The organism is Enterococcus sp. LJL120 (genome assembly GCF_054871765.1).
Genome location: NZ_JBTXLV010000010.1, coordinates 103,915 through 117,717, shown reverse-complemented (window position 1 = coordinate 117,717; position 13,803 = coordinate 103,915). Strand labels below are relative to the sequence as shown.

Below are 13,803 nucleotides of genomic sequence, written 5' to 3'. Positions count from 1 at the left end.
TAAAGGCAATAGCTGAGCTTTGCCAGTTAGGGCCAACTTGTTTTACAGATATTTTCTTGGACTGCGTATATACGATTCTCTGCATGAAAAAAATTCAAAAAACTATCAAAAAGTTAAACGCCTATTTTCTAAAAAGCTTCTGCTAAAAACTCAATCTGCTATTTGAAATTTTTTTAGTTGGCAACTTTATTGCTAAAACTAATTTATCCCAAAAAAATCAAGTAATTTTTTCCACCTTAATAACTGTCGCTTGGGCCGGAAAACTCGTCGCTATCGGCCCTTTTATCCAGATTTTGACCTGATCGCCAGCTTGAAAATCCTCAGCATCCTCCCAACTAAAGGATAAATCACCGGTAGCCGTTTCCCCACCAAGCTCGATCCACTCCTCTGTTAAAAGCAAAAGCGAGTTTTCTGAAACATCGACAATTGTGCCAGTTGTCGTTGAAACATCACGGCCTTGCCACCAAATGATTATGCCAATTACTAGAACAATCCCAATAATTACTCCGCCTATGATTTTTTTCTTCATCTTCCCCCACTTCCCTTCTCTTGCAAACTAATTTTCAATCCGACAGAGGTCATTTTCATTGTTTAAACAAGCGGCAGCAAAAATTCAGCTGGCTGTTTGTCCCCGATTCCTGCTTTATAGCGTTCAATCAATGGCAACTCCTTAGTCTGCAAATGATTTTCTTCAATTATTTGCGGCAGCTGAGCCCAAAACTCTTGAATCGCCTCCTGTGTATGGCTGACTTCAAAGACCGCATATTTACCACCTACAAAATCAGCTACCTGCACCGGCAATTCTGGATAAAAATCCTCTCTGATTTGTAGCAACAAATCAAAACGACAGTTTTCCGGTGCGGTGATTGCCGGATTATCACGGGCAATTGCTAAAATGCCTGTTTTTTCAATCTGATGCTCCAAATTTTTTTCAGCAATCCAGGTTTTAAACTGCGCCATTAATTCAAAATTTTCTCGACTGCCATAAGGCCCAACATTTCTTAAATAAGCAACTTTCGCTGGTGCTAAAATTTCTACGTGATACTTCATTAAAATCACTCCTAAACTTATTAGGAGGATTGGCCAATCACTTCCTAAATTCAGCTTATCATGATATAAAATGAAATTCAGCAGGAGTTTTAAAAAAGTTGGGAAAAGATTTTGATAACCCATTTTAGAAGGCTGAGTTAAATTTTGGGGTTACAATATTTGATGCAAATTATTTTTTAAATACCGAAAAAACATTGGTAATAATTTCAACAAAAGAAAAGAGTCAGAAGCCTTCACCGCTTTTCTGACTCTCTCAACTAAATTACTACTTCTTCAAATGATAACTATAGGTACTTAAAATAATATTTTCCCGCCAAGCTAGCCGCAAGCGCAGGCGTAGACTTGTTTGATTGTGGAGAATATTTTGCCAACGTTTGTTGGGGACAAACTGCGGGATTAAGACGGTTGTCGTAAAATTCCGCTGGGCAGCCCGCTTGCTGACAAAATCGACATAACGGATAATCGGATTTTCAATCGAACGATAAGAAGAGTGAACCACAGAAAAGCGCACATCAGGAAAATGTGATTTGAATTCCGCTTCGATTTCTTTTTCCTTTTCAACGTCTTCATTTAAAGAAACATGCATTGCAACGACGTAATCGCCAATTGAGCGGGCGTAATTCAACGCACCGATATTCGCCCGTGTGACGTTACCGACCAGTACAATCACCGTATTTCCTTCAAAATCATGCAGCTGACCAACTTCTTTTTCCAAGCGCAGCTGTTCTGCAACTTTTTTATAATGGTCGTGAATTTTATAAAAAATGAAAATCAAAATTGGCATAATAATGAAAAATGGCCAGATATCATTTAACCGATAGACAAATAAAATCACAATGATGCTGTAAGAAATAAATGCTCCAACTAAATTGGCAATTGATTTTTTCAGCCACTTCTCCCCTTGTTTGCGCCAATGGATAACCATACCGGTTTGCGATAGTGCAAATGGAATGAAGACTCCGATTGAATACAGTGGAATCAAGCGTTCTGTGGCTCCTTGAAAAATAACTAACAGCACAATGGAGCCAGCGGCCAAAGTGATAATACCATTTGAATAGCCTAAACGATCGCCGCGGTCTTGATACATATGGGGCAGAAATTTATCTTTAGATAGATTGTAAGACAGCACTGGAAAAGCTGAGAAGCCTGTGTTGGCAGCCACCGCTAAAATTAGCGCTGTCGCAAATTGCAGCAGGTAAAATAAAATGTTTTTACCGCCGAAGACTGCTTCGCCAATCTGCGCTAAGACCGTCACTTCTGTTTCCGGCACAATGCCGTACCAATAATTTAAAAAAGTAATACCGACAAAGAAAAAGCCTAGAATTGCCGCCATCATTGCTAGCGTGCCCGCTGCATTTTTGGCTCTTGGCTTCTTGAAAAACGGCACCGCGTTACTAATGGCCTCCACTCCTGTCAGAGAAGACGAGCCAGAAGAAAAAGCTCGTAAAATCAAAGCCACTGAGATGCCCGGAATCACGGTTCCCGGAATGGCTGTTGCATTTAGCGGCTCTTGGCCGGTAAATATTTTAAATAGGCCAACTAAAATCAATAATGTGATCACAGCGATAAAAGCGTAAACTGGGAACATTAAAAAACTGGCAGATTCTCGTAAGCCTCGCAGATTAATCAGCATAATCAATAATACAATTACAATTGAAATCGCCACTCGATGAGCATAAAGCGAAGGAATCGCAGAAATTATTGCTTCGGAGCCGGCTGAAACCGAAACCGCCACCGTCAGCATATAATCCACCAATAAAGACCCTCCGGCAATCAGTCCAGCGTTCTTCCCGAGGTTTTCACTGCTGACAACATAAGCACCGCCGCCATGGGGATAAGCGTGAATAATTTGCCGGTAAGATAAGGTCAACGAAATTAAAAGAATAATCACAAAGGCAGCAATTGGCAATGAATACCAAATAGCAGCGGCTGATAAAGTGACCAGTACCAAAACAATTTGTTCTGTCCCATAAGCAATCGAGGACAAGGCATCGGACGATAATAAGGCCAAGGCAGCAAAACGACTTAATTTCTGCTCGTCGTTGTCGCCTGATTTTAACGGTTTACCTACTAAAAGGCGTTTCAAGTAATCCAATTTTTACTCCTCTTTCTGAAATTTTCTCTCTAAAAATTTTCATTCTCAAACAACGCCTAATACTACTGCTAGCGAGGTTTAAAGTCAATTGATATCTGTGTCTTGTTGCGGATTCTCATTATTTTATCTAACAAATTCAACATTCAAAAGACCTGCATTTATTCAATTGTGAAAAAAATTTTTTTCTTGTTCCAAAATTTTCGATATTCGTAAATTCGCAGAACTTCCTGTTAAAATTTGACTCTCAATTAACTAATTTGCTGTGCATCAGTTCAAGCCAAAATTATTCTTCAAAAGATATCTCACAAGGCCAGTCGCCTCATTTTAATGTCTTATGGCAAAATGATGAGATTTATTTGGTGAAATTTTAAAAGCCTGTGATTAAAGACCTTCACGGTACTCTTAATCACAGGCTTTACTATTCGTTTAAAAAAATTATTTAACTATTCTAAAGGTTTTAATCTCATAAGGAGTTAAATCAAACTCAATAGCGTTTTTTCCAAGTTTCTCCTCATTTTTTTCCATCAAATTTGTAGCAATAATTTCTTTGGCAAGTATTGAAAGTTTCACCTTTCTGGAGCCACCAGTATGATCATGTACTCTTAAAATCCAGCCATTACCATCTTCAGCCACCTTCAAAGCATCTACCATAAGTGGTAATTGGTCAGCTGCTTCGAGTTTAAAATTCAGGCTCTCAAGATCTACACCATTAGCTACAGCTAAAGAATCATTGATTTCCCAAGCCTCTTCAACAGTTTTCCCGGCAACAAAATCCCCCTGATGTGGTAAGAGACTATAGATAAACTCGTGATCACCGATATCTGCTGTTGGATCTGGATAAATGCCGCCTTTTAGAAGCGTCAATCCCATAACATTTTCCTTGATATCATAACCATATTTGCTATCATTTAATAGACTGACTCCATAATTTCTTTCTGAAAAATCAGCCCACTGATGGCCGACAGATTCAAACTGAGCAAAATTCCAACTGGTATTGCTATGAGTAGGCCGTTTAACATTGCCATATTGAATATCGAAAGTCGCCTCGGTATTACGAATATTAACGTTGAAGCGGGCTTTTAGCAATCGCTGCCGCTCCTCCCAATGAGATTTTGTCAGAAAATCAATCCGTTTTGTATGATTATAAATTCTCATTTCTTGCGACAGAGTAGATTTTCCAAAGCTATATTCAAAAAGAATTGAAGTGTAGATTGAATTATTTTCCACAATAGTGATAGAATCCGCTTCAAGTTCAATTACTTTTTCTTTGTAAAAAATATCAATGTCCCAAGCATCGTAATTTAATGGCTTATCTTCAAACAACTGCAGCACATTCCCTTTACCTTCTATAACCTCACGACTTGCCTCTTTATCGAAAATACTGGTCAACTGGCCTTTTTGATTCCAAGATAGATGATAGAAATCAGTTTCTAAACTGTTCTCAGCAACTTGGCTGACTGCTTTTTGCTGAGTTTTGGCTGTTGTCCCTTCTTCAAATTCAAGATTTACTTGAGCAAACTGTTCAATATTTTCAATGAGTAGCGTGTAGCCATCTGCTTCTTTCACACTCTGAATTACTTTTCCAGTGGCGTCTTTGTAGATTCCTGTTCGTTTTTCCGGAATGGTCACTAAAGTATTTCTTTGCCAGTTAGCTGTATTGATTAGCGTAAGCTTATCTTGATTAGCAGTGGTAAACTCATTCGTTAACTGCTCAAGTTCTGTAACAACTTCCGCAATTTCTTTTTTGTGATCCTGATAGACTTCTTTAATCGAGGATCCGGGAATAATATCGTGGAATTGGTTTCGTAACAAAACCTCCCAGATATCATAAAGTTGTGTTTTCGGATAAGTCTGTGCTTCTTGCATTTCTTTAAAACTATATAAAATTTCTAGTTTTCGTAAGGCCAATTCAATTTTACGATTCATTTTTTTAACAAAGGCTTGAGAGGTATACGTCCCCCGATGATACTCTAGGTATAATTCGCCATCCCAAATATGCACAGGATCTGTTGCGTGATTAATTGTCTCATGTAGTTTAGTAAAATAGTCATTTGCTTTTCCTGTTTTGACTGCTGGTAAGCCAGGTATTCGGTCCATTCTCCGTCGATTTTCAAGCATGTCGCGGGTCACACCACCGCCGCCATCGCCATGTCCATAAGAAAGCAATAGATTACTATTCAATTCCTTATCTGCATAACCTTTATAAATCCCTAAGACGGACTCCGGTTCCAACTCGCCATTATAGGTATAGAACCACTCTTCTGCCCAATCATTATTTTCGCCGACAACTGGTGTCGTAATAAAATGAGTTAAAATATCAGTCCCATCAATCCCCCGCCAATAAAAAGTATCATGGGGCATCCGGTTAAATTGATTCCAACTAATTTTCGTTGTCATGAAGGTTTCAATTCCTGATTTTTTCAGAATTTGTGGTAAAGCCCAGGAATAGCCAAAAACATCAGGCAGCCACAAATAATGCATGTCTTTATCAAACTCTTCTTTGACAAATTTTTTACCATGCAAAATTTGTCGTGTTAGTGATTCTCCCGAAGGAATATTACAGTCAGCCTCAAGCCACATTGCACCGTCGACTTCCCAACGTCCTTCAGCAATTCGTTCTTTAATCTTTTTATACAAATCAGGATAGGCTTGTTTGATATATTTGTAAATTTGCGGCTGAGTTTGCAAAAATTCGTATTCAGGATATTGTTCCATCAAGCGAAGTACTGTTGAAAAACTTCGAGCAGCCTTCTCACCTGTATGTTTCAAACGCCACAACCATGCAACATCAATATGGGTATGTCCGATAGCCGTAATTTCTACTTTGGCGTCTTTCGGTAATTTATCAATTTCTTGGTTTAAAAAATGATCGCTTTCTTTAACTGACTGATAAAAAATTTCACTTCCAGGATAGGACCAATCAATTAGGTTAAAAGCATTATTTAGCTGCTTAACTAGCAGATATTTATCTGGATTATCATCTGCTAACTGTTGGGCAGTCTTTAAAACCATGTCGCTTAGGAAAAATAAGTCATCGGCAGTTGGCCTTTGCTTAGCTAATTCGGCTGTCCGAAATTCATGTACTTGAATAATTTCCGGGCCACCACCCTCAAGTCCAGACCAAAGTTTCAAGGACACATTAATTTTTTGGTTGCGATATTTTGGGTCAACATACACTTCCTTATGATTTGAATCGACTCCCTGATAAGGCTCACCATTGATAAACATTAAAGATTCAAAGCCATCATTATAGCCTCCGCCAGTTCGACCAAAGTCAAAGATGAACCATAAATCCTCATCATCAGGGATTTCAACCTCTTTTTGAACCCATAAATATAAATCTCGTCCGCGCCACTGTTCGCCTAATGAAATCTTTCCAGAAAAATCTTTCGGTGGGAAAAGCTCTTCTTTTGAAATATCTTCCTGAGCTTGCCACTCCTGCAAGTTAATTAGTTGTGAATAGCGATAATTCTTAAGCTCATCAATTCTTTTCCTCAGCTTTTTTATCGTTAGATACTGTTCAATCATCCTTTTGTTGCTCCTCCCATACTAAATCCTTTAGACATATACGTTTGCGATAAAGCATATAACACGACAACCGGAATCGTGTACAGAACGGAAAAGGCTGCTAGTCTGCCATAATTGACCATGCCAAAATTCCCAAAAAACTGGAAGATGGTCACAGAGGCCGGCATTTTATCAGGCGTTTGAATTAAAATGTAAGGAACAAAAAAGTTCCCCCAACTGCCTGTAAAAGTAAAAATGGCGACTGTAAAAATCCCCGGTACCATCAATGGCGCAACGACTTTTCTCACTCCTTGCCAAGTAGATGCTCCATCAATCCAAGCAGATTCCTCTAAGTCAATAGGAACTGAATCCATAAAGTTTTTCATCATCCAAATACCATAAGGAAGTGAAGAAGCAGTTAGGAAAAATGTGACTGCTATCAAGGAATCCTGAAATTTCAAGAAAATAAATAGTTGATAGACTGGCACAATTACGGCCGTCATTGGTAATGAGGTCATAAAAAGAACTGTCATCAGAAAACTTTTTTTGTATCTTAATTGATAGCGTGATAGCGGATAGGCCGCCAGTACGCATAAGATGACGACAAACAATGCCTGACAACCTGAAATTAATATTCCAATTACAAAAGAGCGAATGATACTTGGATCAGTTAAAATCGAAGTAAAATTTGAAAAAGTAATTGATTCAGGGATTTTTAATGACTGGATGGCACCTGTATCAACTGAGGCAAAAAGCATCCATAATAGTGGTAATAAAAATAAAAGTGCCAACGCTGAAAGTAATACATAATGAACAATCGTTTCGATTTTTTCAGAGCGTTTAACCATCTCTTTCACCTACACCTTCACTTTTAGAGTTTTCATGTAAATTAGGCTAGCAGCCGCCCCTAATGCTAAAAGAACTAGGGAAATTGCTGTTCCGTAGCCAAGTTGATAACTGACAAAGGCTTGCTTATACATGAACACTGGTAAAGTCGAAGTTTGATTACCCGGTCCACCACCTGTCATTGTGTAAATCAATGTAAAGACTCCTAATGTTTGCAAAGTTACTAACATTAGATTTGTCGAAATAGTCCCTTTTACCATTGGAATAGTAATTTTCCGAATGACTTGCCATCTAGAAGCACCATCCATAATAGCTGCTTCTTCGACTTCTTTTGGAATATCATCTAATGCAGACTGAAAAACCATCATTGAAAAAGCTGTTCCCCGCCAAATATTGGCAATGACAACACTGGCCATTGGAAAAGTAAATAACCAGGCTATTGGCTCAAAGCCCATTAAACCGACTAACCAGTTCGCAGTTCCATTGTCACTTAAAAAAGCCACCCAACAAAAGGAAACAACCACTTCTGGAGTCACCCAAGCTGCGATAATAATTAAGCCGACAACTCGTCTGAAGGTTTTATTTTTTTCTTTCATCATAAAAGCAATTAAAAAGCCTAAAAAACATTGGCCTATCACGGCTGAAAATAAAACAAAGACAATTGTCTTTACTACACTAGTCCTAAAGTCCGGATCACCAAACATCCGGGTAAAATTCTCAAAACCAATAAATTTCAACTCACTTGCCGCTGCACCAGTTAAAGCCAAATTGGTAAATGAAAATATAAATGTTAAAATAATTGGCCCCACAAAGAAAATCAATAATAAAATCCAAGAAGGTGTTAAGAAAAATATTGCCTTCTTATTATCTGAAAATGCCTTCTTTTTGCCGGGTAGTTGTGCCGATTTCTCCATCTGATCCACCTCCAAATAAATAGTCTGTGACATAAGTTGGCATGTAGCTTTTGATGCACTTTTTGCCTAGAATAATTTCACTTAAAATTTATGTCACAGACTTTATCGATTGTTGCTAACTACTCAACATTTTCTTCTCCGACAATTCTTGTAACATTTGTTGCATATTCAGCAGCAGCTTCTTCTGGAGTTTTACTACCCGTTGCAACTGCCTCTACCATTGTTTGAATTTCGACAGAAACGTTCGGATATTTGTCATCAGCTGGTCTGAAATGTGCGTAAGATAAAAACGAAGTTGCTTCTTCAATGAACGGTTGTTCAGTATACTCAGGTAGCTGTGCTGAATCATCACGAACAGTTAGGTTGCCTTCTGCAATCGCACGGGCGGCTTGTTGTTCTTCCCCACCTAATGCTTGAATTACACGCCAAGAAGCTTCTTTGTTTTTAGCTTTTTCAGGAATAGCCCAGGTCCAGCCACCGGACATTGTCGTAAATGGTGGTTCGCCGCCATCTTGAGTTGGCATTGCCGCAAAGCCAAAGCGTTCTGTCATATTTTCAACTGGTGTAGAGCCTGTTTCCGTCCAGTTACCAGAACTCCAAAATCCATCTAAGACCATACCGACTTGATCATTAGGGAACATATCTTGGAAAATTACAGAACCATAGTTACTATTAATCGCAATAGAAAGAGATGGTCCTAAGCTCTTTTCGTTATATACTTCATTCACAAAATTCAAGGAATCAATAATACCTTGCGAATCAACAATCCATTTTCTAGATTCAGAATCAAATAAAGTATCTTCTGTTCCGTACAAAAGCATCTCAAAGGTTTGCATTGAAACCGATTCTCCATTGGCTTTAGCAACCCCCATTGCAAATGGAATCACATCAGAGTTAGAAGATTTGATTGCCTCAGCTGCCGAAATAATATCTTCCCAAGTTTCCGGTTGCCAATCTGTAGGCAAGCCTGCCGCTTCAAAAACATTTTTGTTATACCAGATTCCCCGCGAATCAGAAGTACCCGGGACAGCATAGACACTGCCGTCTTGAGCAGTTACACCAGTTTTTAATTCTTCTGTATAATTGCTCCATTGATCCCAATCTGCTAAATAAGAATCTAGATTAGTTAAGTAACCTGCATTGGAATCAGAATTTAACATAAAAGTATCTTCTGCTACTATATCTGGGGCAGTACTTTCTGATTGCATAGATAAAGCAACTTTTGAGAAATAATCTCCTTCACTTGCGGTGATTGGCGATAAAACAATTTTAATATCATCATTTTCTTTTTCAAATTCAGGGATAAATGTTTCGTTTAAATAATTAGTCATCTTATCGTTATCACCCGTGTTGCGCCAAGTGATTTTTACTTCGGTTTTTCCTGAACTATCTCCACTACTGCCGCTATCAGCTGTGGAATTATCTGCCCCTCCACAAGCACCCAATGCTAGTGATGCACAAAACAAACCTGTTGCAAATGCCATTTTCTTTTTAAACACCATTACTTCTTCCTCCTAAATCTAAATTTTTAACAAGCCTACCTTATGTAAGCGATTTTATAATAACGCAGTTTTCTTCCCTCCGTAAATTCGTATTTTCTCGAAAAATATCGTTTTCTTGACTATATTATCATTTTTGTAGACTAAGTAAAAAAGTGAGTATTTTTATTAAATAACCTTCATTGACAAGCCCTCGCTTTTTTTAGATAATTGTGAAAACGCAACCAATATTGTGCTTGTTTCCATGAAAGGAAGAGTAAAATATTATGAAATCAAAAACCTACCGAAAAATTTTCTTTTCTTTTTTACTAGTCATTTCTATTTATTCCATTTTTGTTATTTACATTTTTGCAAAAAATGAAATTGATCAGCACCACGCTGAAGAGAATATGAAGTCGCAACTTCTTTTACAAAACATTTCATTTCAGCTAGATCAGCAAATGAATTTTGCCATGAGTTCATTTACTTCACTGGCTGATCAACCATCCGTGGTCGAATATAGTCAAACCTCTATGACAGACTATGATTTGTATTCAAAAGTGTACGATGAAATTAAAGCCAATAATGTGCTGATGAAGACTCCTAGTTATTCTGTTGCTGTGATGAATTTGAAGAACAATCTTGTAGTTAGTTCAGATGGCTATTTTTTAAAGTTTGATTTCTTAAACTTTTTAACTAAAAATTCCAGTGTTGATACTTTATTAAATGAGATTGTCAATTCAGAATACGATGTCTCAATTGTGGAGACACAAAATGACCAATTCATTTTAATTTATAAAAAAGCTATTGCTGATGAAACAACTTACTTTTTGGCATACTGGAATAAAAATGAGATGACTACCTTACCTCTAGACAATCTACAAATAGTCAGTGCCCAGGCGGTTAATCCAGAAGGAAATTTGCAAAATATCTCTACTGACAATACTATATCTAGCGAAAACCTTGAACCTGCTGGGATAACTAAAGAATCCGATTTATTTCCATTCTTAACCTTTGCCCTGCTGTCTCAAGATAACTTTTCCGGCGTATCCCTTACTACAATTTCTTCTTTATTATTACCAGTCTTGTTACTGGGAATAATTGGCTCATTTTTACTCTTTGCATTAAGTAAACGCACCTATGAACCGTATCTCCAAGCACTTAACACTGTAAAATCTAATTCAAGTATTAATTTATCTGATAGTGACCTATCATTAGCAATGAATGAAATTATTGAGCGTTCCACCAGCCTCAATTCTTTTCACGGAAAAGTCTCAGAAGAAATAAAGGAACTCTTTATCAAGAATCTACTGCTTAACCAGTATGATATTACGCAAACAAAAAATTTGTTACCATCTTTCCATCTTGAACATTTGAATAGTAAAGGTTTTATCGTCTTCCTTTCCTTTTTGGAAGGTACTACTCAAGATGCAGCACTTGAGACAGCCGAAATCGGTAGGGCTCGAAAATTACTGTTGCAGGAAATTGTCCCCGAAAGTAATTTTGAAACAATTTCTTTTAATGAAAACAACTTCGCCGTAATCATAACTGGTTATCGCCAATCAGAGATTTTATCTGCCCTCGATAATTTCCGGGAAAATATTGCTGATTCTGCAAACTTGAATATCTACTATTTTCTATCTAAGCCCTTCAGCAATATCGAAACGTTTAAATCTGTTTTTCTTGAATCCTATGATTGGTTAATTGAATCCTTCACAGAATCGTTATCTGAACAGACGCATTTTGAACAAGAGTATGTTGGGACAAGTTTTTCTTATTCGGTTGAAGAGGAGCAACAACTGATTCATTACCTGAAGGTTGAAGATTTTCGACACGCCATTCAAATATTTAAGCATATTCTCGGCGATAATTTGCAGCATGATGCTGAACTAAAAAATATTTTTGATTTTACAACTGCCTTCAGCTTAACTATCAAACGAATTATCGTTGAAAAAAATCTTGACTCAGCAACTTTTTATAAGGAAAACAAAAATGACTTTGAGTTATTACGTTATGGAACAAGCCCAGAACAAGTAAATGTGGCCTTAGAGAATATTTTTAGTTACTTAATTGAAAGTATCCAAGAACTTTCAAATTCGAGTATTTCAAAAATCGACGAAATTATTCACTACATCAACGAAAATTATCAAGAAGATTTATACTTAGGTGCTATCTCTGAAAAGTTTGGTCTCACTGAATCTTATTTAAGCCGGTTAATAAAAGAAAAACTGGATATGACTTTTAAGACTTACTTGAATAATCTAAGAGTCCAAAAAGCTAAAAATATTATGGCTTCTAGTAATGTCTTAATTCAGGAGGTTTCTGAAATTGTTGGATTTAAAAATGTGAACTCTTTTATCCGTGTTTTTAAGCAAATTGAAGGAATTACCCCCGGGCAGTTTCAGCGAAAAAAAGATAAAAACTAAGAAAGAAAAGAGGAAAGTATTTCAAAAATTAGCTTGCTTTTTCCTTTAATGATATTTCGAATCAGCCATTTTTATCTGCCCCTTTGACACGCAACGTGTCAAAGGGAATAATAAGGGTGACACACAATACATCGTGTAATTTAGCAGATTCTTGTCATAATAAAGTCAGGGGGGACAAAGATGGATATTGGGGCAAAAATTAAAGAGCAGCGCCTGCATCATGGATTGACGCAAGAACAGCTTGCTCAACATTTAAATGTTTCTCGTTCAGCCTTATCTGGTTGGGAAGTCGGCCGCAATTTACCAGATATTGCCAGCTTGATTCAACTTGCCGACCTCTTTCAACTTTCCCTCGATCAATTATTACGGGAGGAATTGAAGATGAAAGAATTCTATGTGAAGGATCAACCTTTGAATACTAGCCGGGATTTTGAATTTATGGATAGCTTTGGCAATGCTATTTATCAAGTAAAGGAAGTCAGTTTGTTGCCAACACCTAAAAGCTATCACCTGTATCATAAAGAGAAAAAAATCGGAGAAATTAGTCAGCGGCGCTTCAATTTCCTACCTCGTTTCTATATTAAGATGACCGGTTTCAAACAAGTGCTCATCAAAAAAGATATCGAAGCCTTTCGCACCAGCTATCAAATTCAGGGAGAATCTTTGAGCATTAGTCCCGGCTGGCTCACCAAAAATTTTGACGTCATGCAAGCGGGCCGAAAAGTCTTAACGGTCAGTAAAGGTAGTCCTCTTTGGTCAAATGGGTATCGGATTATTATTTTAGATTTGGCACTTGAAAAATTGCTGATTGGCTTTATGGCCGGAATTTTGCTGATGCAAAACTTTGAAAGGCCCTATACGGAAAAATAATGGACAACAAAAATAGCTGTTAAACCCGGATAAATGTATCAACCCCCAAAAGTTAGACTAAAAATCTAACATTTTGGGGCCACTACAAAATTGCTCCGCTGGTTTAGCAGCTATTTTTTTCATGATTGCTTTTATTGATTTTTTAAAAAGCTAGAGATATATTTTTTGGCCAACTGCAAACTCGCTTGATTATTCGGCCAACAAAGCTGTTTTTCAATTGCTGACTGCCAAGGTAGCCAACGATATGCTTGATGTTCTGCCGCTGCTATCACTACCGACGTTTCTTCAGTAATCCCTAAAAAGACTTCCTTTTGAATCAACAACTGCCCAGCCTCAACTAACACTTCTTGATGGCCTAAAGAAATCAATTTTTCTGGTGCCAGTTGAATACTTGTCTCTTCATTGACTTCTCTGATGGCCGCTGCCAGAGCGGTCTCGCCTTTTTCAATGCCACCAGTGATTGGCTGCCAAAAAGTATAATCGAAATTGTCTACTTGCAAAATTAGCAGGCTGGCTATTTTTGAATTATAAAGCCACACTTCAACACTTGCTTTATTCTGCATCTTTCACCTCGGAAATTTTTTAGCCATAAAACGAAATTGCCTTTTTTATCATAA

10 protein-coding genes are annotated in these 13,803 nt (G+C 37.5%); 2 read left to right on the top strand and 8 right to left on the bottom strand.

All coding sequences use genetic code 11. The features are described from left to right. Positions 1-217 precede the first annotated feature (217 nt). The 7 genes from ACYSNU_RS16005 to ACYSNU_RS15975 form a co-directional block, all read right to left on the bottom strand. A complete protein-coding gene (locus tag ACYSNU_RS16005; RefSeq protein ID WP_461738171.1) occupies positions 218-529 on the bottom strand; it encodes a DUF3221 domain-containing protein in 312 nt (103 codons plus the stop codon). Positions 530-591: 62 nt separating this feature from the next. Then, a complete protein-coding gene (locus ACYSNU_RS16000; protein WP_461738170.1) occupies positions 592-1,050 on the bottom strand; it encodes an AraC family transcriptional regulator in 459 nt (152 codons plus the stop codon). Between the two features lie 265 nt (positions 1,051-1,315). Continuing rightward, positions 1,316-3,145 carry an APC family permease gene (locus tag ACYSNU_RS15995; RefSeq protein WP_461738169.1) on the bottom strand — a complete coding sequence of 610 codons (1,830 nt, stop codon included), beginning with the start codon at positions 3,143-3,145 and terminating at the stop codon, positions 1,316-1,318. Between the two features lie 435 nt (positions 3,146-3,580). After that, positions 3,581-6,673 (bottom strand): alpha-mannosidase, encoded by a 3,093-nt coding sequence (locus ACYSNU_RS15990; protein WP_461738168.1) that lies wholly within the window; start codon positions 6,671-6,673, stop codon positions 3,581-3,583. Continuing rightward, on the bottom strand, positions 6,670-7,500 hold the full coding sequence (locus tag ACYSNU_RS15985) for a carbohydrate ABC transporter permease (RefSeq protein ID WP_461738189.1): 831 nt from the start codon (positions 7,498-7,500) through the stop codon (positions 6,670-6,672). The genes ACYSNU_RS15990 and ACYSNU_RS15985 overlap by 4 nt, the downstream gene beginning before the upstream one ends. Before the next feature lie 9 nt (positions 7,501-7,509). Next, positions 7,510-8,412: a carbohydrate ABC transporter permease gene (locus ACYSNU_RS15980; RefSeq protein WP_265459684.1), complete on the bottom strand. Its 903-nt coding sequence runs from the start codon at positions 8,410-8,412 to the stop codon at positions 7,510-7,512. 119 nt (positions 8,413-8,531) lie between these two features. Further along, on the bottom strand, positions 8,532-9,914 hold the full coding sequence (locus tag ACYSNU_RS15975; RefSeq protein WP_461738167.1) for an extracellular solute-binding protein: 1,383 nt from the start codon (positions 9,912-9,914) through the stop codon (positions 8,532-8,534). Positions 9,915-10,651: 737 nt separating this feature from the next. On the opposite strand from ACYSNU_RS15975, the gene ACYSNU_RS15970 reads away from it, so the two are divergent. Then, the gene (locus ACYSNU_RS15970) at positions 10,652-12,316 is read left to right on the top strand and encodes a helix-turn-helix domain-containing protein (RefSeq protein WP_461738166.1); all 1,665 of its coding nucleotides are present in this window, start codon (positions 10,652-10,654) and stop codon (positions 12,314-12,316) included. 180 nt (positions 12,317-12,496) lie between these two features. Continuing rightward, positions 12,497-13,186: a helix-turn-helix domain-containing protein gene (locus ACYSNU_RS15965; protein ID WP_461738165.1), complete on the top strand. Its 690-nt coding sequence runs from the start codon at positions 12,497-12,499 to the stop codon at positions 13,184-13,186. Positions 13,187-13,317: 131 nt separating this feature from the next. Here ACYSNU_RS15965 and ACYSNU_RS15960 read toward each other — a convergent pair whose 3' ends face one another. Continuing rightward, on the bottom strand, positions 13,318-13,749 hold the full coding sequence (locus tag ACYSNU_RS15960; RefSeq protein ID WP_461738164.1) for an NUDIX hydrolase: 432 nt from the start codon (positions 13,747-13,749) through the stop codon (positions 13,318-13,320). Positions 13,750-13,803: the final 54 nt, after the last annotated feature.

Bases quoted from the DNA above. Each gene is read 5' to 3' on its own strand.
- ACYSNU_RS16005 (WP_461738171.1), bottom strand. From the start codon at position 529: ATGAAGAAAAAAATCATAGGCGGAGTAATTATTGGGATTGTTCTAGTA.
- ACYSNU_RS15985 (WP_461738189.1), bottom strand. From the start codon at position 7,500: ATGGTTAAACGCTCTGAAAAAATCGAAACGATTGTTCATTATGTATTA.
- ACYSNU_RS15960 (WP_461738164.1), bottom strand. From the start codon at position 13,749: ATGCAGAATAAAGCAAGTGTTGAAGTGTGGCTTTATAATTCAAAAATA.
- ACYSNU_RS16000 (WP_461738170.1), bottom strand. From the start codon at position 1,050: ATGAAGTATCACGTAGAAATTTTAGCACCAGCGAAAGTTGCTTATTTA.
- ACYSNU_RS15965 (WP_461738165.1), top strand. From the start codon at position 12,497: ATGGATATTGGGGCAAAAATTAAAGAGCAGCGCCTGCATCATGGATTG.
- ACYSNU_RS15980 (WP_265459684.1), bottom strand. From the start codon at position 8,412: ATGGAGAAATCGGCACAACTACCCGGCAAAAAGAAGGCATTTTCAGAT.
- ACYSNU_RS15975 (WP_461738167.1), bottom strand. From the start codon at position 9,914: ATGGTGTTTAAAAAGAAAATGGCATTTGCAACAGGTTTGTTTTGTGCA.
- ACYSNU_RS15990 (WP_461738168.1), bottom strand. From the start codon at position 6,673: ATGATTGAACAGTATCTAACGATAAAAAAGCTGAGGAAAAGAATTGAT.